This is a genomic window from Streptomyces sp. NPDC008121, assembly GCF_042957155.1.
Taxonomy (GTDB): Bacteria; Actinomycetota; Actinomycetes; order Streptomycetales; family Streptomycetaceae; genus Streptomyces.
The window spans coordinates 93,676-112,081 of record NZ_JBIBHT010000010.1; the positions used below are offsets into that span (position 1 = coordinate 93,676).

Genomic DNA, 18,406 nt, shown 5'->3' on the forward strand with positions numbered 1-18,406 from the left:
ACCCCCGTGAAGTTCAAAGAGGTCCATAGGGGAGAAATCACCCCTCCTTGCCCCTGCCCAAAAGCCGTTTACGCAGGTGAGAGGCGACAGGAGCAAACTTTGCGGACGTGACACGCCAGTTGGGGCAAAGAGACCCTTGTCTCACTTGCACAGAACCGGACATACAGCCCCTAACTACCCCTGCGCGGGGACGGTTTCGGGGGTCAGGTCGAGGCTCTGGCCAGGGAGGATGAGGTCCGGGTCGGCACCCACCGTTCCACGGTTGGCGTCATAGAGGGCGGTCCAGCCGCCGGGCAGCTCGTTCTGCTGGGCGATCTCGGTGAGGTTGTCCCCCGGCTTGACGGTGTATTCGTCCGCAGTGCCGGGAGTGCCCGTATTGTCCGCAGGCTCTCCAGGGGTGGCGCCCTTTGTCGTCCCGTCAATCCCGGTCGCGCCCTCGGCCGGCTCGCCCGGCGAGGCGTGACGGCCGCCCTCGCGGCTCGCTTCCGTACCGCTTTCGCGCGTGGTGTCCGTTTGGCCCGGCTCTTCGGGGGCGGCGCCGCCGCGGTGCTTGCCGGTGCCGGGGGCGACCGGCTCGGACGGGGTCCCGGACTCCGGCGCGCCGGTGGCCGTGGAGGCGTCCGGCGTCGCCGGGGTGGCGGGCGCGGACGTGGCGGGCGCGGACGCCCGGGGGGTGACGGGCGCGATCGGGGAGGTCCCCGGGGTGGCGGACGCGGACGGGAGGCCGTCGGTCCGGTTCGACTCCGCGGCCGGCCCGGTGGGCTCCTCCGGCGTGATCGGAGGCCCCGGGTCGACGTCGGGGGCGGTGCCGTCGTTGGTCAGACCGGCGATCGGGGCGCAGGTGGCCCACTCGGTGCCGCCCGCGGCGAACGCCCGCTCGGCCACGGTGATCTGCTGCGCCCGGCTGGCGAGGTCCGCACTGGTCGCGTACGACAGGCCGCCGTGCCGCTCCCAGGTCTCCTGGGTGAACTGGAGTCCGCCGTAGAGCCCGTTGCCGAAGTTGGCACTCCACAGGCCACCCGATTCGCACTCGGCCACCCGGTCCCAGGTGGCGACATCGGCGGCCGAGGCGGACCCGGCGCCGAGCAACGGCAGCGCGAGAGCCGATCCGGTCACGCCTGCGGCGACGACTATGGCGGGGGCCTGGCGGGGTCTGCGGTGACGTCCGTTCCCGGAGCGCATGCGAGGTGCCTTTCGCGTGACGGCTGAGACTGCGGTGAACGTAGCGGCATTCGAACGTCAGTCACAAGTCGATGCAGCGGAGATCACGTAAAAGTCACAGTCTTGATGGGCCGTCAGCTGCCAGAACGGGTGAACTCCACCGGAAGCGTGCGCAATCCACGCATGATGAGTCCTCCGCGCCACCGCAGATCCGCCGGGTCGGCGGCGAGGCGGAGGTCCGGCAGCCGGGTCAGAAGGGTGGCCAGGGCGATCTGTCCTTCGAGCCGGGCGAGGGGGGCGCCGATGCAGTAGTGGATGCCGTGGCCGTACCCCAGGTGCTGGTTGTCGCGCCGGGACAGATCGAGGGTGTCGGGCGCGTCGAACCGCGCCGGATCGCGGTCGGCGGCGGCGAGCACGACGAGGACGGGATCCCCCGCCGGGATCTGCTGTCCGCCGATCGTCAGCGGCTCCAAGGCGTAACGCCACGTGGCCAGTTCGACCGGCCCGTCATAGCGCAGCAGCTCCTCGACACCGGTCTCCAGAAGGCCCCGCTCCCCCGCCGCGAGCGACTCCTGCAGACGCGCGCGCTGGCCGGGGTTCCGCAGCAGGGCGTAGACCCCGTTCCCGACCAGATTGACCGTGGTCTCGAAGCCGGCGAAGAGCAGGATGAAGGCCATCGCCGCGGCCTCGTTCTCGGTGAGGTGCTCCCCGTGGTCCGAGGCCTTGATGAGCCCCGAGATCAGGTCGTCCCCGGGGTCGAGCCGCTTGCGGTGGATCAGCTCGGCGAGGTACCCGCGCATCTTCTTCACCGACCGCGCGACCCCGCCGCGCGGCCCGCCGCCGTGCCGGATCATCATCCCGGCCCAGTCCCGGAAGTCGTCCTGGTCCTCGCGCGGGACACCGAGCAGGTCGCAGATGGCGTAGATGGGGAGCGGGAAGGCGAACTCGTGGATCAGGTCGGCGCTGCCCTCCCGCGCGAACCCGTCGATGAGCCGGTCCGTCAGCTCCTGCACCCGGGGCGCGAACTCGGCGACCCGCCGCGGCGTGAACGCCTTCGACACCAGCCGCCGCAGCCGGGTGTGGTCCGGCGGGTCGATGTTGAGCAGGTGCGTCATCAGCTCGGCCTTGCGCTCCCCCGGGATCCCCGTTTTCCCCTTGGCGTGCGCGGACTCGGCGTGGTGCGCCGGGTTCTTCGACAGCCGCTGGTCGGCGAGCGCCTGACGCGCGTCGGCGTACCGGGTCACCAGCCACGCCTCGACCCCGCTGGGCAGCTGGGCCCGGTGCACGGGGGCGTGCTCGCGGAGCCAGGCGTAGGCGGGGTACGGATCGGTCGCGAACTCCCAGGTGAAGAGCTCGGGAGCGGCGGGGAGACCGGAGACGGAGGGCTGGTCGTGCATGGTGCCGACAGTAACCGGCCGGGCCGGGGGCGGGGCGCCGGGCTGCGGAGGGGACTCCGCGGCGCGGAGCGCCCCGGCCGCGCGTCCGGGGGCCGCGAGGCGCCTCCCCTCCACAGTGCCCCCCTAGACCGTGAGGCCCTACACCGTGAGGCCCTCCGCCGCGCGGATCGTGTCGCGGTAGGCGCGGGCGGCCGCGCGGAGGGCCGCCTCCGGGTCGACGTCGTCCGCCTCCGCCCGGGCGGCGAGGGCGAGCAGTTCGTAGCCGATGCCCTCGCCGGCCGGCGGTTTCACGTCGAGGCCGGCCGTCCGGACCCGGCCGGCCAACTTCGTGGCGAGCGCGAGGCCCGGCTGCCCGAGGGGCACCCCGTCCGTCACCGAGGCGCGCTGCTTCTCGACGGCCTTGGTGCGCAGCCAGTGGGCCTTGACCTCCTCCGGGGTCTCGGCGGTCGCGTCGCCGAAGACGTGCGGGTGGCGGTGGATCAGCTTCTCCACGATCGTCGCGGCGACGTCGTCGACCGAGAAGGGCTCGTCCTCGTCCTCCTCGGCGATCCGGGCGTGGAAGACGACCTGGAGGAGGACGTCGCCGAGCTCCTCGCGCAGCTCGTCGCGGTCGCCGACCTCGATCGCCTCGACGAGTTCGTACGCCTCCTCGATGCCGTACTTCGCGAGCCCCTTGTGGGTCTGCCGGGAGGACCACGGGCACTCCCGGCGGATGCGGTCCATGACCTGCACCAGGTCGAGGAGGCGGGCGCCGGGCAGGTCGTACGAGCCGGGCAGCAGCTCCAGGTCGGGCATGGCCACCCGGCCCGAGCCGGCGAGCCGGGCGAGCCCGTCCGTCAGCGCCTGGTCGCCCTCGCCGGACGGCAGGACGACCACGGTCCGTCCGCCGGCGCACCGGTCGACGAGGTCCTGCGCGGTGGGCCGGGCGTGCTCGACGGTGATCCCGGCCTCGCGGAGGTACGGCAGCTGGGGGTGGTGCTCGTCGGCGCACACCACGCGGTCGGCGGCGCGCAGCGCCTGCCAGGCCGGCCAGGACAGCAGTCCGGGGGCCACGCGATGGCTGGCGGTGAGAAGGACGACACGACCGGTCCCGGCGGGTGCTTCAGCGTTCACCCTTCGACCTTACGCGGGCCCGCCGGGCGCCCGGCCCCCGCGTCCCGCCGCCCGCCCGGCCGGTGAACCGGGCCATGGCGGCCGCTTCCGTTCCTCGTCCGTGCTGCTACGCGCCCGCCGGGACGGCCTGCGGGTCCTGGCTGATCTGGCGCAGCCAGGGCGCGGTGTAGGTGCCGAGCTGGATCTTCTCGTCGTCCCAGGCGCCGAACCGCGGGTTCACGTCGATGTCGAGGTCCTTGGAGGCGGCGGTGAAGACCTCGGTGAGCTTCTTCTGGCCCTCGGGGGTGTTGGCGATGCCGAGCTTGGCGGCGATCTTGTTCATGAGGACGGTGCGGCGGACGACCTCGTCGATCCGGTCGGGGGCGACCCCCTGCTGCTGGAGCAGCATCGCGGCGAGCTGGGCCTCGCCGCCGCTCTGCGCGGCGAACTCGCCGCGCGCCTTCTGGATCTCCCCGCGGCTGACGGTGATGCCGTGGTCGGCGCCGACCCGCTCCACCACCCGGTCGAAGATCATCACGTTGAGCTTCTCGCGGCTGAGGTCACCGGTGGCCTTGATCAGGTCCGCGGACTGGGGCGACTTCTGCTGGGCGGACCGTACGTCCCGCACCTGCGCCTGGAGGCTGGACACCTCGATCCGCTCGCCGCCGACGACGGCGGCGGCCCCCGGGTGGGCGTCGCTGCCGCAGGCGGCGAGCAGCGGAGCCGCGGCGAGGAGCGCGGCGGAGACGGAGAGCGCGGTGCGGCGGTGCAAAGGAGCCTCCCGGCGTGGGTCGTGCGGCAGTGGAACGACCTTGCGGTGATCGATGTTAGGCAGTCGCCGTGGCCGGGGCCACTACTTCGAAGCGACTGTTTCGGTCAACGACTCCCGTGTTCGGGTGGTGTCGGGTCGCAACATGATCGTCCGGGAGACCAGGAAGGTGATGGGGATGGCCGCCGCGGCGGCCATCAGGGGGGCGTAGCGGCTGTCGACGCCGGCCAGGTCGACCAGGACGTAGACGCCGACGGTGGTGATCACGAAGTTCGCCGCGTTGGTGAGCGGGAAGAGCAGGAACTTCCGCCAGGTGGGGCGGGTGCGGTAGGTGAAGTACGAGGTGAGGAAGAACGAGCCGATCATGGAGAACACGGACGCGACGACATGCGCGGCGATGTACGGCATCCAGGCGACGAGGAGCAGGTACGGGCCGTAGTAGGTGGCCGTGTTCACGACGCCGACCAGCGCGAAGCGCACGGCCTGCCAGGTCACCGTCATCGCCGTACGAGCTCCTCCGGGCGCTGCCGCTGGGCGGGCACCCCCACGTTCGTCGCCTTCACCAGGAAGTGCGGGCGTCGCTTCACCTCGTAGTAGATCCTGCCGACGTACTCCCCCACCAGCCCCAGCATCACCATCTGGACGCCGGCCAGCGCCGTGACCGTCACGAGCAGGGTGACGTATCCGGGTGTGTCCACGCCGTTCACCAGCGCGACACCGACGATCCAGGCCGCGTACGCCAGGGCCACCGAGACCAGGACCATTCCCAGATAGACGGCGGCCCGCAGGGGCTTGTTGTTGAAGGAGAGAAGTCCGTCGAGGCCGTAGTTCAGCAGCTTTCCGAAGCTCCATTTCGAGCGGCCTTCCTCCCGCACCGCATTCTCGTACTCGAACGTGGTGGTACGGAATCCGACCCAGGCGAAGATGCCCTTGGAGAATCGGTTGTACTCGGTCAGTTCCAGGATCGAGTCGACCGTTCGGCGGGAAAGCAGCCGGAAGTCGCCGACCCCGTCGACCAGCTCGACGTCCACCAGCCGGTTGATCGCCCAGTAGTAGGCGCGCGCGGTCACGGTGCGGGTCACCCGGTCGCCGGTGCGGGTCCGGCGGGCGATGACCTGGTCGTACCCCTCGGCGTGGAGGGCGACCATGCGGTGCACGAGCTCCGGCGGATGCTGGAGGTCGGCGTCCATGATCACCACAGCGTCGCCCGCGGCGTGCCGCAGGCCGGCCAGCATCGCCGCCTCCTTGCCGAAGTTCCGGCTGAAGGAGACGTAGCGGGCACGGGGATCGGAGGCGGCGATCTCCTCCAGGAGCGGGAGCGTACGGTCGTGACTTCCGTCGTCCACGTAGACCAGCTCGAATTCGCCGTCAAAGCGGGAGAGTTCGGTGGTCACATGGTCGTGGAAGCGGCCGATGATCTCCTCTTCGTTGAAGCACGGGACCACAATCGAGAGCAGCACGGGAGAAACGACAACGGAGCCGGATGTCGGCGGTGGATTCGCGACGTGACGGCGAGACGACCATTGAATGAACTGGCCGCCTAAGCACACGATTTCGTTTCTCCGGCTGGCATATTCGAACCATCATGAAGATCAGGACCCAGCGGGCGGGACGCGCCGCGGGGCTCGCCGGGTTCCTCACCGTGCTCGCCGTGTGCACCGGGGACGCCGTCGCCCGTGCCTTCCCCTTCGGCCCACGCCGACGCGCCGTCAACGACCTGGCCAACCAGTTCGTCCCGTTCCACGCGCACCTGTGGGACCTGCTGCGCGGGGACGCCGACGGCGGACTGCTCCTCAACTGGCGGTCCGGCTGGGGCACCAGCTTCCTGCCCGACCTCGGCACCTATCTGACGAGCCCCTTCGCTCCACTCGTCGCGCTGTTCCCGCGCGACGACATCGAGTACGCGGTCTACGCCGTCACGGTCCTGAAGACGGCGGTGGCGGCCGCCGCCATGACCGCGCTGCTGCTGCGCACCCGGCCGGGCACGTGGTGGGCGGCCGGGCTGCTCGGCGCCTCGTACGGCCTGTGCGGCTGGTCCGTCGCCGAGGCCACGTACAACCCCATGTGGCTCGACGGGCTGATCGCCTTCCCGCTGCTGTGCCTCGTGGGCGAATGGGTTCGGGAGGGGCGGCGGCCGCTCCTCGGGCCGCTGGTGGTCGCGCTCTGCTGGATCGCGAACTTCTACACCGCGTACATGGCCGCCCTCGGCGCGGCCCTGGTCCTGCTGGTCCGGCTCGCCGAGACCGACTCCTTCCGCCTCCGCGTGGTGGGCCGGGCGGCCGCCACGACCGGGCTCGGCGTGGGGCTCGCCGCGCCCGTCCTGTTCCCCGTCCTCCTCGGCTCCCGGCTCGCGCACCCCGGTCTCGTCCGGGAGTTCGCCCCGGTCGTCTGGCCGGACTTCCTCGCCCGGCTGCTGCCCGCCACGTACAGCTTCTCCAGCCCCGCGGTCTTCGTCTTCACCGCCGTGCCGTTGCTCGCGCTGTCGCTGCCGCTGCGCCGGGACGTCGCGTGGCGCGAGCGGTGGCTGTGGGCGGGGCTGGCCGTGACCGTGGCGGTGTCCACGCAGTGGGGCCCGACCCATCTGCTGTGGCACCTCTTCGCCACGCCGAACGGCAGCCCCTACCGGCAGACGTTCGTCCTCGCGGGCGTCCTCGTCCTCACCGCCTGGGCCGGCCTCGCGCACGGCCCGCCCGACCGGCGGGCGCTGCTCGGCGGGGCCGGGGCGGTGGGTCTCGCGGCGGCGGTCACGCTGCTCAGCCCGCTGGCGCACGGCTGGGCGCTGCTGCTGGGCGCGGCCGGATGCGCCGCCGTCGTCGGGGCGATGCTCCTGCCCCGGCGGGGGCGGTACGCGGCCGTGGCCGCCGTCGTCCTGTCGGGGGCGCTGGTCGGGCAGGCGGCGGCGACCACCGCGTACGCCGACCGGGAGCGGGCGGCCCGCCTCGACGACTATCCGGCGTACGGCGCGGAACACGCGCGCCGGGCCGCGGCGCTCGCGGCGGTCGACGGCTGGCCTGCCTACCGGACGGACTCCGGGCTGCCCCGGGTCGCGGGCAACGATCCGCTGCTGCTGGGCGGGCAGGGCGGCGCCTACTACAGCAGCCACACCCCCGAGGCCCTGACGCGGACGCTGACGGCGCTCGGCGGCGGCTGGACCTCGCGCGGCCGGAACCTGCCGAGCCTCGACAACCCGGTGACGGACGCCCTGTTCGGGGTCGGCGCGCGGTGGCGGGACGGCGCCGTCGTCCGCACGGATCCCGCGCTGGTCCTCCCGCTGGTGACCGTACGGCCGGAGGGCACGGCGCCGCCGCGGTACGGGCCTTCGCCGTTCCGCAACCAGGAGCTGCTGCTCGGGGCGCGGGTCTACGAACCGGCGGGGGCGGGCGGGGTCTGCCCGGCCGGCCGCGAGGTCGTCCTCTGGGCGCCGGACTTCACCGGCACGGCCCGGCTCGGGGCCCGGACCACGCGGCTCCTCGGCGGCCTGCCGAAGCGGCGGGCGGCGATGGTCGCCCTCGGCGTCCCGCGCACGGCGGGCGAACGCCCGGTCCTGACCGGGCGGGGCGAGCGGGGGCAGGTGGAGTGCCTGGACCACGCGCGCCTGCGGACGGCGGTGGCGGGGCTGCGGGCGACGGCGCCGACGTCGGTACGGATCACGTCCACCGGCCTGCGGGCCACCTTCGCCCCCGGCACCCGCGGCACGCTCGTCCTGGCGGCCCCCCGCATCGCGGGCTGGCGCTGCGAGGGCCGCCCGGCCGGTTCGTACGGCGGCCTGGTGGCGACCCCCGTTCCGCCCGCCGGCACCGCGGTGACCTGCGCGTTCCGTCCCCCGGGGCTCCGGGCCGGGCTGGGCGCGGGGGGTGCGGCGGCGGTGCTGCTGCTGGGTTCGGTCCTCCGGCGGCGGCGTTCCTGCGGCCCGTCCGCGCCTTCCATGGGCCCGGGGCCGGGAACGCGCGAGGGGCCGGACGCGGTGCGTCCGGCCCCCTCCGCGCGGAGCGGCGTCAGTTCTTGACGGGCTGCAGGCAGAGGACGAACTTCTCGTGCTCCCACTCCTGCGCCAGCGCGCTCAGCTCGCCGCACTTCTCGACGTCGAAGGTGCCGTCGACGACCTTGGTGACCTTGTAGAGGTCGGGCGCCTTGTCGTCGCACCCCTTGGTCTCGACCTTCGGGTCGTCGTCCGGGCCGGTGACGGTGATGCAGTCGCCGGCCTCGGCGTGGGTGGGAAGGTCGCCGCTGATCGCCGCGTACCCGAACTTCACGCCGAGCGCGATCGCGATGGCCGCGACGATGCCCAGGATCTTCTTGCCCAGGCCGCCCTTCTTCGGCGGCTCGGCGGGGGCGACGGGCTCGCCGAAGGCGGCGGGCTGCTCGGGGGTGACGGGCGGCGGCGTGGTGGTCATGAAGGATTCCTTGGGGACGTGTACATGATCAAACGCGAACGCTACATGTCGCAGATCGGTCAAAACGGACCAGGAGGAACCCGTCACCGATCAGATGCGCACTCGTGATCCTGTCGCCCCGTCAGCCGCCGCCCGGGTCCCTACAGACCCTCCGACTCCGACGCCGCCCGCTGGGCCGCGAAGTTCACCGCGTAGGCGTCGAAGACCGCCGGGTCCTCGTACTTCAGCATCGCCTCGTCGTTCACCTTCAGCGCCATCGTCGTGTACGTGTGGCTGCCGGTGAAGACGATCTTCTTGTTGGCTCCGCCCAGGTACGCGCCGTCGATCAGCAGGTACTTCGTGTGCGACGACGTGCCGCCGCGCTCGAGGGCGTGGAGCTGGTGGAGCACGATGCGGCCCTTCGCCGTCGGGCGCGTCAGCCACTCGGCCACCCGCAGCGGGAACTTCGCCGCGTCGATCGGCCAGTTGTCGAGCTTCCCGTAGACGATCTCGACGTGGCAGCCCGCGTCCGCGAGCTTCCAGAGCTGCTCGGCCACGTCCGGGCGGGCGATGTGGCCCTGCGCGATCCGGATCCGCGTACGGCCGTCGGACGTGCCGGAGCCCGGGGCGTTGCCGTAGCAGGGAGCCGCCGTGCCGACCGGCTGGGCAACCGTCTTCAGGACGTTGACCACCGGGTCGGTGCCGGAGCGCGGGAAGAAGTAGACCTTCGCCTTGCCCGCCTGCGTGTCGTGCGCGTACTCGTCGACCTGCGGGACCTGCCCGACGGCCGCCCCCGCCTGGTCGCCGAAGTACGCCGTGTACGCGTCGAACAGCTCCTTGTTGCCCGCCACCGTCATCGCGTCGTTCCACAGCTTCGTGCGGTCCTGCTCGATGAGGTTGCCCGAGGACTGCACCACCACGTCGTCCACCGGCACGGTGCCGTTCCCCTTGGTACGGGAGAACAGGAAGTACTTGTTGTGGTTGACGTTGTCGTACCAGCCGTTCGGGTCCGCCGCCGTGGTGCCCGGGTCCTTCGCGAGGCAGGCCTCCTCCGGCTTGCATATCCGCACCCAGGAGTCGCCGCCGAGCCCGTTCTTGAGGTTCGAGACGGCCGGGTAGCCGGCGGTGTCGGCGTCGAGGACCACCTGGACGGTCACCCCGCGCGCGTGGGCGGCGAGCAGCCGCTCGGTGAGCCACTGGGAGCCGTAGAGGTACAGGGAGACCCGGATCGACGACTGCGGCTCGGCGCCGTCGACGAGCCGGCCCAGGTGGCTGAGGATCCGCCCCTGGGCGGTCGTGTCGCCCGACGGGTCGTTGAAGACCGGCCCGGTCGTGACGGCCGTGACCGGCTCCGCGCTCGCCGCCGGGGTCGCCATCAGCAGGGCGCCCAGCGCGAGCGAGGCCGCCGTCGTTCTGTATCCGTGCTTCTTCGCGCGCTGCTTCGTGGTCACGTGCCCTCGTTCTCGTTCCTTCGGGTGGCGTCCGCGCACCCGCGCGTACGCTGCACGGCCCGGGCGGAGGAGCCGCCCGGGCCGGACGAGAATCATCGCCCGACCGACGATCTTGCGGCCGTGATCCGGCTCACACCCCGTCAGACGTGCGGGCCCATCTGCTGCTGGCGGGCGAGCGCGCGCCGCAGATCGGCCGGGACCGCGTGGTACGGACCGTAGGCGCGCTCGGTGTCGTAGAGCAGCGCCTGGAGGTGCTGGTGCGCCGTCGCGTGGTCGCCCATGGCCAGCAGGAGGTTCCCGATCCGCCGGCGGATGTCGAAGCCGCGCGACGGGTCCGTGCCGCCGTCGACGTACGGCAGCAGCGCGCGGTACTCCGCCAGCGCGTCCGCGGTCTCGCCGAGCTGTTCCAGGCACTGCGCCGCGTCGAAGCGGAACCGCAGCGTCTGCGGGTCGGCCGGGCCCGCCTCCGCGGTGCGGTCCTCGGCCAGGCGGCGCAGCTCCGGCAGGGCGCGGCGGTACTGACCGTCGTCCATCAGGGTCGTGGCGTACTGCTTGCGCAGGATCCGGACGACGGGCGAGTGCTCGCCGTGCTCGGCCGCGGCGGCGGGCAGGATGCCGCCGAGGATGTCGACGGCCTGGGTGATCGACCCCTCGCCCAGCAGCCGCTTGACCTCGTCGACGGCGGCGGCCACGTCCGGGCGCGAGACGGGCGGGGCGACCGGCGGCGCGACGGGGGGCGGCGGCGGGACGGCGGCCCGGTCGGGCCACGGCGCGTGCGGGCGCAGGAAGGGGCGCGTCGGATCGAGCGGCCCCGAGGGGACCCCGCGCGCGGGCAGCAGCGGCAGCAGCGCCTCGTACACCTCGTGCGCGTCGGACGGCCGGTGCCGGTGGTCCTTGGCGAGCAGCCGCAGGACCAGCGCCTCCAGGGCCTCGGGCACCTCGGGGCGCAGCCGGCGGACCGGCAGCGGCGGCTCGTACAGGTGCCGGTGCAGCACGCCGAGGGCGGTGGAGCCGGCGAAGGGCACGTTCCCGCTGAGGAGTTCGTGGAGCAGCACGCCGAGCGCGTACAGGTCGGTGTACGGGCCGACGGCGCCGCCCATCGCCTGTTCGGGCGCCATGTAGGCGGGGCTGCCGATGGGCGAACCGGTGTGGGTGAGGCGGGTGGTGTCGGTGTCCAGGACGGAGGCGACGCCGAGGTCGAGGACGGTGACGCTGCCTTCGGGGCGCACCATCACGTTCCGCGGCTTGAGGTCGCGGTGGACGATCGGCACCGCGTGCACGGCGGCGAGGACCGCGCACAGCTGCGCGGCGACGGAGACCGCCCAGGGCCAGGGGTACGGGTCGTGTTCGGCCAGGTGGTCGGCGAGGTCCGCGCCCTCGACGTACTGCATGACGAGGTACAGCTCGTCGCCGTCGCTGCCGGCGTCGTGGACGGTGACCAGGCCCGGGTGGTCGACCTGGGCGGTGACCCGGCACTCGCGGACGAAGCGGCGCCGCATCTCGCCGGCGGCGGTGGCGGCGGCCATGTGGTCGGGTCGCAGGAGTTTGACGGCGACACGGCGGTCGAGCCGTGTGTCGTACGCCGTCCACACCTGGCCCATGCCGCCCTGGCCGATGAGCGTGGAGAGTTCGTAACGGCCGCCGATGACGCGTCCGTTCACTTCCCCTCGTCCTTACGGAGGAGGTGGCTCAGCTCGTCCAGCTCGGCGCGGACCTCGTCGAGCCGGGGGTTGTGCGGCTGGGGGGCGGGGGTCTGAGGGGTGTGCGGCGGCGGGGTGGGGTGGGGCTGCTGTTGCGGCTGGGGCGGGACGGCCGGGAGAGGCTGGGCCTGCGGCTGCGGGTGCGCCTGGGGCTGGACCTGGGGGTAGGCGGGCGGGTAGCCGTACCCCGTCCGGTGCTGCGGGACGGTCGTCGCGTACGGCGACGCTCCCGCCGGTCCCATCCGGCGCACCTTGTCGTGCCGGATGTCGGCGTAGAGGAAGTAGGCCGTGAACACGAGGGCGCTGAGCAGGATCAGGCCGACGGTGACGTCCGCCTGCGTCGTCTCGACGTCGTCGGGCATCAGGACCAGGCCGGTGATCACGACGGCGGTCGCCACACCGCACAGGATCCAGTCGGACGTACGGCGCGTCACGATGGCGAGCCGCAGCATCGTCGCCCAGGTCAGCATCCCGCAGCTGAAGAGCGGAAGCGCGGCGAAGAGCACACGGAGCACGACGATCGACGTCGGGAGGGCACGCGGAGGTGCCGGGGGCTCATAGCCGGGGCCGTACATTCCTGCTCCTGGTCACCTGGATCGGTTGCGGGTCCGAGCGTATACACCGACGACGACAACGGCTCCCGGGTTGTACGGAACCGTTGCCGAACCGATCAGGGCGCGGGGGTCAGGGAGCCACCGTGCCGTCCGCGAGCCCGTCGTAGAGACCCTGGACCAGCAGGTCGCCGAGCCGTCCGGCGAGGCGCAGGGCGTCCTCGAACTCGGCGAGGGCGCGGAAGCGTTCGCCGTACCGCTGCTGCTCGGCGAGCGGCAGGCGCGGGAGCTGGAGGCGGCGGACGTCGAGCCGGGTGGCGGTGGAGGCGTAGCTGCTGGCCTGGCGGTTGTTGGCGGTGCCGCGCAGGAATCCGGCGAGGAACCAGGGGTCGAGGGCGGCCGGGTCGGGGCGCAGCAGCTGGAGGTTGCGGCCGAGGGCGGCCCCGGCGGTGGCCGCGTCGACGACCCGGGCGACGGAGCCGCCGCCGAGGACGGGGACGACGACGTCGCCGGCGCGGAGCAGGACGGGCTCCTCGGGCGGCCCGTCGGGGAGGGCCCCGGAGGGCGGCTGGGCGGCGAAGACGTCGTTCTCGGTGAGCACCCGGGCGGGATGGTCCCGGCGGGGCGCCTCGGGGCCGGCCGTGCCGGTGGTGCCGGTGGTGCCCGCGCCGCCGGCGCGGAGTTCGAGGGCTCCGGTGCGGGCGAGTTCGCCGACGGTGACGCCGGTGAGGCGGGCGGCGGCCGGGTCGGCGGTCGTGGGCGGCGGGGGCGGGGGGGCGAGGGCGACGGTGCGGCTCAGGGTCTCGGCGAGCCGGTCGCGGACCCGCGCCAGGTCCGCCGCGCCGCCGGCGGCGGCCGGGGGCGGCAGGTGGCGGGCGGGGGCCAGGTCGACGTCGTCGTCGAGGAGTTCGATGACGGGCACGGCCCGGCTCGCGCCGGGGACCTGCTCGACGGTGCCGTCCTGGGCGAAGGGCAGCCAGGCGTCGAGGACGGCGGTGTGCACGGCCTGCCAGTCGAGCCGGTCGCGGCCCGGGCCGCCGCCCTGCTGGTCGGCGGCGAGGGACGCGGTGTCGACGACGAGGAGTTCCTGGGAGGCGGCGGTTCCGGCGACGGGCCTGCGCAGCACCCAGAGGTGGAGCGGGATGCCGTACGGCGGCGCGGCGCCGGCGGGCAGGGCGACGACGGCCCGCAGGGCGCCCCGGCGCAGCAGGTCGGCGCGGATGCGGCGGCCGGAGCGGCGGGAGGCTGCGGCGGGCGGCATGAGCAGGACGGCCGTGCCGCCGGGGCGGAGGCGGGCCAGGGCGTGCTGGACCCAGGCGAGTTCGGATTCCGTACGGGCCGGGAAGCCGTACTCCCACCGCGGGTCGTAGGCCAGTTCCTCGTGGCCCCAGTTGCGCTCGTTGAACGGCGGGTGGCACAGCACGGCGTCCGCCGCCAGGTGCGGGAAGGCGTCGGCGCGCAGGCTGTCGCCGGCCCGCACGCGGACGTCGGCGTCGCCGGCCAGGGCCAGGCGCAGGGCGGTGAGGGCGGCCAGGTCGGGGTCGGCGTCCTGGCCGTGGAGGGCGCCGGGCCGCTCGACGGCGCGCAGCAGGGTGCCGGTTCCCGAGGCGGGGTCGAGGACGGTGGGGGGTCCGTCGGTGCCGGCGGCGGCGAGGGCGGCCATCAGGGCGGCGGGCCCGGGCGGGGTGAGCGTGTACTGGCGCGGGTTGGCGTCGAGGTACCGGCCGAGGAGGAACTCGAAGGCCTCACGGGGCCCGGTCTCGGCGGCGAGGTCGGCGGCCCCGCGCACGAGGGGGAGGGACGGGGCGAGTTCGGCGGCGGTGGGGGTGCGCACGCTGCGCTCGGGGCCGAACCGCTCGGTGAGCGTCTCCTCCAGGGCGATCGGCAGGGTCGCGGCGAGCCGTTCGTCGTCGGCGGCGGCGAGCGTCGGCCAGGCCGCGGCCCGGTCGCGTACGAGCAGCAGCACGGCGCCCGCGTGGGCGAGGGCGGTGACGGCTCCCGCGGGATGGCCGGCGACCTGCTGCCAGACCCGCTCGCGCAGGGGGACCTCGGCGAGCTTGCCCTGGGCGCGCAGCCACTCCTCGACCTCGGCGAGGGCGAAGGAGGGACTGGTCTCCGTGCCGCCGACGGGGCGGGGGAAGTCGGCGTGCCGGCGCCGCCAGTTGCTGACGGCGGCGCGGCCGACCCCGGCCAGCCGGGCGATCCCGGCGGCGGTCACCTCTGTCGCGCGCTCCGGCACCGTCCGACTCCCTTCGTGGTCCTGCTGTCGTCGTTGTGGCGTCGATAGTACCGACGCGCGCAAGGCTCACCGCTTCACAGCGTGATCCGACCTGAAAGACGTGAACCGTGTTGACTCGGTTCACAGGCTCTGCTGTTATTGATCCATCGCTCCAGTCAGTCGACCGGTCCGGGAGGACACAGTCATGTCGTACGACACCACGCACTTCCAGCCCGCGCCGGCGCCGGCGGCGTTCCGCAACGGGCTCGGCACCGCGGCCCTGGTCCTCGGGATCATCGGCACGGTCTCCGGCCTGATCCCGTTCTTCTTCTGGCTGGCGGGCATCCTGGGCCTGATCGCGCTGGTCCTCGGGCTTGTGGGCAAGGGCCGGGTGAAGCGCGGCGAGGCGAACAACAAGGGCGCGACCGTCACGGGCGTCGTCCTCGGCCTCGCGGCCCTGGTCCTCTCGGTGGTCGGCGCAGTGATCACGTTCGCGGCGGTCAGCGAGGCGGTCGACGAGATCGACAAGGCCGTCAAGGACGCCGCCCCGAAGGACCCGACGTCGAAGAAGCCGGGCGCGTCGGCGGGCGGCGGGGACACGGGCACGGCCAAGGCCCTGGGGGCCGGCGCGAGCTCCACGTACGACGACGGGCTGAAGGTCACGGTCTCGGCGGCGAAGACGTACTCCCCGAGCGAGTACGCCGTCGGCCACACCGAGGGCAACAAGGCCTACCAGGTCACCGTCGTCATCGAGAACGGCGGCACGAAGCGGTTCGACTCCACGCTGGCGACGCTGGACGCCCGCGCGGGCAAGGACGGGGTCGCGGCCGAGCAGATCTTCGACGAGAAGGTCGGCAGCGGCTTCGACGGCGCGGTCCTGCCCGGCAAGAAGTCCACGGTCACCTTCGCCTTCGACGCCCCGGCCGACGCGAAGACCCTCATGGTCGACGTGAGCCCCGGCCTGGAGCACAACGCCGCCCAGTGGGAGCTGAAGATCGGCTGACCGCCGGGGCCGCGCGGGCCCCGCGGGCCCCCGCCCCTCGGCACCGCCCGGCGCTCCCCGCCGCCACGGCGCACCCCCGTACCGCCCGGCGCCTCCCCGCCGCCTCCGCACGCCCCCGCCGCCGCCACGGCGCTCGAACCGCACGCAGTCCCACCGCCGCCACGGCGCCGCCCCGCACCGCACGCTTCCCACCTCCGGAGAACCCCGCATGTCCGAGCTCACCCACCCCCGCCCCCGCCTCCGCCCCCGCCTCCGTCTCCGTCGTACGGCCCTCGCCACGGCGTTCTGTGCCGCTCTGGCGCTCGGCGCCGCCGCCTGCGGCCCGTTCGGTGACGACCCGAAGGCCGCCGGGCCGTTCGGGGAGCTGACCGGGCCGCAGATCGCCGACAAGGCGATCACCGCGACCAAGGCCGCCGACTCCCTCACCCTCGACCTGGCCGTCAGGACGACCGACGGGCCGATGAAGGCGCGTCTGGCCGTCGACATCCGGAAGAAGTGCGCCGGCACGCTGACGGTCGGCACGACGGGGACGGCGGAGGTGGTGAAGCCGGACGACACGTTCGCCTACCTCCGCTTCGACGAGGCCTTCCTGCGGGAGCAGGCCAAGGGCGAGTCCGCCGAGATGCAGGAGGCCGTGCTGAAGGAGCTGAGGGGCCGCTGGGTGAAGACGGCGGTGTCGGACCCGGAGGCCAAGGAGAGCCTGGAGCTCTGCGACCTGAAGGCGCTCCTCGCCGACTTCGAGCAGGGGACCGCCCTCTCCGTGAAGAGCGGCGAGACCACGGTCGGCGGCAGGAAGGCGCTCATGCTCACGCAGGCGTTCGACAAGGAGAAGACGACGCTCTACGTCGCCACGGAGGGCGAGCCGCACCTGCTGAAGATCGTGACGGCGGGCGGCGAGGAGCCGGGGACGATCGCCTTCACCGACTACGGCAAGCCGGTCACCGCCACGCCCCCGCCCGCCAAGGACATCCTCGACGAGAAGCAGTAGCCCGAGGAGCGCTGAGCCGAGGAGCCGGGGGACGGCGACGGGGTGTGCGGGCCGCCGGAGGGGGGCGGCCCGCACACCCCGTCGGGTGTTCACGGATCGGTCGGGTTACAGGCGGTGGCGGACCCAGACGTTCGGCTCGACGTAGACGGCGTAGCCGCGGGAGACATCGCAGTGCACCGGCACCAGGGCGCCCTCGACCTCCACCGGGCCGTCGGTGTCGAAGGGCAGGCCGGTCCACTTGCGCCAGTCGTCCAGGGCGGCGGCGATCGTCATCGACACCGGGGCGACGGACTCCACCGCCCCGCCGGCGCGGACGTGGACCCGCAGCCAGGGGTCGGTGGGCAGCCCGTCCGCCTCGCGGGTACGGAAGGCGTATTCGCTCATCGGCGTACCGGCCTCCAGATGCTTGCCGTTGGGCCGCACCGGCGCGACGAGCTGGGTGAAGCCGAGGCGCTCGGCGTTGTCCCGCATGGCGGCCAGCATCCTGGCGGAGACGCCCCGGCCCAGCGCCTCGCGGGCGACGGTGACCTCGATGGCGCTGACGGTGTCGGGGATCCGGCCGTGCCGCTTGTCGGAGAAGGCCCACAGCAGCATCTGGTCCCAGCCGGTGGCGGGCAGTTCGCCACGGCCCTCGGCTCCGAGCTGGAACGGGACGCTGAACGCGCGCGCCACGACCGTGCCTTCGGGGTCGGTGGCGACCAGGACGTACTCCGGGAGTTCACCGACGACCCGGCCGATGTTGGCCCAGCCGATCGGGTCGTGGAGCATGAACTCCGGCCACAGGTCGAGCATCCGCCACATCGGCCCCTCGAGTTCGGGACGTTCGGCGAGAGTGGTTATGTTCAGCTCCATCCGCGCAGGCTAACGATCTCGCCCCCGCTCCCCAACCGGTTTTTCTTCGGACCCGCCCGGCCCCTACGGCAGTTTCTGCCGCGGGCAGGCGGCGAGGACCCGCTTCATCGCGTCCCGCTCGGCGCGTGTGACCCACACGCCGTACTTCTTCTTCACCGCGACCTGCCCGGCCACGTACGGGCAGCGGTACGTCTTGTTCGGCGGCAGCCAGGTCGCCGCGTCGCCGTCGGACTTGCGGCGGTTGGCGCCGGAGTCGACGGCGAGGAGGTTGAGCGGGTCGTTGGCGAACCGGCGCCGCTTGCCCGCGTCCCACTGCTGCGCGCCCTTCTGCCAGGCGTCGGAGAGGGCCACGACATGGTCTATGTCGATCTTGCTGCGGCCGCGGACGTAGTCGACGCGGCCGCCGGTGTAGGGGTCGTCGGCGAGGACCCCGGAGGCGACCTTGCAGCGGCCGTCGGTGAAGCGGACGTCGGCGAGGTCGCGCTTGAGGATGTCGTCGCGGGTGCCGCAGCCGTTGCCGTCGACGTCGGCCCAGGCGCGGCCGAACTTCTCCCGGTCGTAGCCGGTCTTCGGGGCGCGGCCCTTGACGGTGAGGATGTCCACGGCGGCGAGCGCGGATCCGGCGCCCCCGGGGGCGCCCTTGGCGGGCCGTCCTTCCGGTGGCGGCGTACAGCCGGAGGCGAGGAGGGCGGCGGCGGCGAGCGCGGCGAGACGCGGGATCCTGCGGTAGCTGGGCACGCGGGGATATTAGCCAGGCACCGCGGGGGGTCCGCCAGGGTGCCGGGTTGCCCGGCGCGCGGAATCGGCGCGGGGCGCGTAGCGTCGAATGCGGTGTATGTCCCCTTCCGAAG

General features: G+C 73.4%; 16 protein-coding genes. 3 read left to right on the forward strand and 13 right to left on the reverse strand.

Annotated elements, in window-relative coordinates; genetic code table 11:
* Window positions 1-174: 174 nt before the first annotated feature.
* From ACFZBD_RS29810 to ACFZBD_RS29835, 6 genes are all read right to left on the reverse strand, one after another.
* On the reverse strand, window positions 175-1,116 hold the full coding sequence (locus ACFZBD_RS29810; RefSeq protein ID WP_391145550.1) for a transglycosylase family protein: 942 nt from the start codon (window positions 1,114-1,116) through the stop codon (window positions 175-177).
* A gap of 179 nt (window positions 1,117-1,295) precedes the next feature.
* On the reverse strand, window positions 1,296-2,558 hold the full coding sequence (locus tag ACFZBD_RS29815; RefSeq protein ID WP_391145553.1) for a cytochrome P450: 1,263 nt from the start codon (window positions 2,556-2,558) through the stop codon (window positions 1,296-1,298).
* Between the two features lie 138 nt (window positions 2,559-2,696).
* The gene (locus ACFZBD_RS29820; RefSeq protein ID WP_391145556.1) at window positions 2,697-3,671 is read right to left on the reverse strand and encodes a nucleoside triphosphate pyrophosphohydrolase; all 975 of its coding nucleotides are present in this window, start codon (window positions 3,669-3,671) and stop codon (window positions 2,697-2,699) included.
* A 106-nt stretch (window positions 3,672-3,777) separates the two neighbouring features.
* Complete coding sequence (locus tag ACFZBD_RS29825) at window positions 3,778-4,422, reverse strand: SurA N-terminal domain-containing protein (protein WP_391145559.1); 645 nt, start codon at window positions 4,420-4,422, stop codon at window positions 3,778-3,780.
* Window positions 4,423-4,503: 81 nt separating this feature from the next.
* Entirely contained in the window at window positions 4,504-4,920 is a 417-nt protein-coding gene (locus tag ACFZBD_RS29830; RefSeq protein ID WP_391145562.1) for a GtrA family protein, read from the reverse strand.
* Window positions 4,917-5,879, reverse strand: a complete 963-nt coding sequence (locus ACFZBD_RS29835) for a glycosyltransferase (RefSeq protein WP_391145565.1) — start codon at window positions 5,877-5,879, stop codon at window positions 4,917-4,919. The genes ACFZBD_RS29830 and ACFZBD_RS29835 overlap by 4 nt, the downstream gene beginning before the upstream one ends.
* Before the next feature lie 125 nt (window positions 5,880-6,004).
* Here ACFZBD_RS29835 and ACFZBD_RS29840 point away from each other — a divergent pair, with 125 nt between their 5' ends.
* Window positions 6,005-8,425 carry a YfhO family protein gene (locus tag ACFZBD_RS29840; RefSeq protein WP_391145568.1) on the forward strand — a complete coding sequence of 807 codons (2,421 nt, stop codon included), beginning with the start codon at window positions 6,005-6,007 and terminating at the stop codon, window positions 8,423-8,425.
* Here the strand turns inward: ACFZBD_RS29840 and ACFZBD_RS29845 are convergent.
* The 5 genes from ACFZBD_RS29845 to ACFZBD_RS29865 form a co-directional block, all read right to left on the reverse strand.
* Complete coding sequence (locus ACFZBD_RS29845) at window positions 8,415-8,813, reverse strand: hypothetical protein (protein ID WP_391145571.1); 399 nt, start codon at window positions 8,811-8,813, stop codon at window positions 8,415-8,417. The genes ACFZBD_RS29840 and ACFZBD_RS29845 overlap by 11 nt on opposite strands.
* Before the next feature lie 140 nt (window positions 8,814-8,953).
* Complete coding sequence (locus ACFZBD_RS29850; RefSeq protein ID WP_391145573.1) at window positions 8,954-10,243, reverse strand: phospholipase D-like domain-containing protein; 1,290 nt, start codon at window positions 10,241-10,243, stop codon at window positions 8,954-8,956.
* A 140-nt stretch (window positions 10,244-10,383) separates the two neighbouring features.
* On the reverse strand, window positions 10,384-11,904 hold the full coding sequence (locus tag ACFZBD_RS29855) for a protein kinase (protein WP_391145575.1): 1,521 nt from the start codon (window positions 11,902-11,904) through the stop codon (window positions 10,384-10,386).
* Window positions 11,901-12,458 carry a hypothetical protein gene (locus ACFZBD_RS29860; RefSeq protein ID WP_391145577.1) on the reverse strand — a complete coding sequence of 186 codons (558 nt, stop codon included), beginning with the start codon at window positions 12,456-12,458 and terminating at the stop codon, window positions 11,901-11,903. Before ACFZBD_RS29860 ends, ACFZBD_RS29855 begins: the two co-directional genes overlap by 4 nt.
* A 169-nt stretch (window positions 12,459-12,627) precedes the next feature.
* The gene (locus ACFZBD_RS29865) at window positions 12,628-14,733 is read right to left on the reverse strand and encodes an N-6 DNA methylase (protein ID WP_391145580.1); all 2,106 of its coding nucleotides are present in this window, start codon (window positions 14,731-14,733) and stop codon (window positions 12,628-12,630) included.
* Between the two features lie 184 nt (window positions 14,734-14,917).
* Here ACFZBD_RS29865 and ACFZBD_RS29870 point away from each other — a divergent pair, with 184 nt between their 5' ends.
* Both ACFZBD_RS29870 and ACFZBD_RS29875 read left to right on the forward strand, forming a co-directional pair.
* Window positions 14,918-15,715: a DUF4352 domain-containing protein gene (locus ACFZBD_RS29870; RefSeq protein WP_391145582.1), complete on the forward strand. Its 798-nt coding sequence runs from the start codon at window positions 14,918-14,920 to the stop codon at window positions 15,713-15,715.
* A gap of 208 nt (window positions 15,716-15,923) precedes the next feature.
* Window positions 15,924-16,703 carry a hypothetical protein gene (locus tag ACFZBD_RS29875; protein WP_391145584.1) on the forward strand — a complete coding sequence of 260 codons (780 nt, stop codon included), beginning with the start codon at window positions 15,924-15,926 and terminating at the stop codon, window positions 16,701-16,703.
* Between the two features lie 105 nt (window positions 16,704-16,808).
* Here the strand turns inward: ACFZBD_RS29875 and ACFZBD_RS29880 are convergent, their stop codons facing one another.
* Window positions 16,809-17,555, reverse strand: a complete 747-nt coding sequence (locus ACFZBD_RS29880; protein WP_391145586.1) for an N-acetyltransferase — start codon at window positions 17,553-17,555, stop codon at window positions 16,809-16,811.
* A 63-nt stretch (window positions 17,556-17,618) separates the two neighbouring features.
* Window positions 17,619-18,293 carry a DUF1524 domain-containing protein gene (locus tag ACFZBD_RS29885; RefSeq protein ID WP_391145587.1) on the reverse strand — a complete coding sequence of 225 codons (675 nt, stop codon included), beginning with the start codon at window positions 18,291-18,293 and terminating at the stop codon, window positions 17,619-17,621.
* Window positions 18,294-18,406: the final 113 nt, after the last annotated feature.

Bases quoted from the DNA above. Each gene is read 5' to 3' on its own strand.
- ACFZBD_RS29880 (WP_391145586.1), bottom strand. From the start codon at position 17,555: ATGGAGCTGAACATAACCACTCTCGCCGAACGTCCCGAACTCGAGGGG.
- ACFZBD_RS29840 (WP_391145568.1), top strand. From the start codon at position 6,005: ATGAAGATCAGGACCCAGCGGGCGGGACGCGCCGCGGGGCTCGCCGGG.
- ACFZBD_RS29845 (WP_391145571.1), bottom strand. From the start codon at position 8,813: ATGACCACCACGCCGCCGCCCGTCACCCCCGAGCAGCCCGCCGCCTTC.
- ACFZBD_RS29830 (WP_391145562.1), bottom strand. From the start codon at position 4,920: ATGACGGTGACCTGGCAGGCCGTGCGCTTCGCGCTGGTCGGCGTCGTG.
- ACFZBD_RS29870 (WP_391145582.1), top strand. From the start codon at position 14,918: ATGTCGTACGACACCACGCACTTCCAGCCCGCGCCGGCGCCGGCGGCG.
- ACFZBD_RS29875 (WP_391145584.1), top strand. From the start codon at position 15,924: ATGTCCGAGCTCACCCACCCCCGCCCCCGCCTCCGCCCCCGCCTCCGT.
- ACFZBD_RS29815 (WP_391145553.1), bottom strand. From the start codon at position 2,558: ATGCACGACCAGCCCTCCGTCTCCGGTCTCCCCGCCGCTCCCGAGCTC.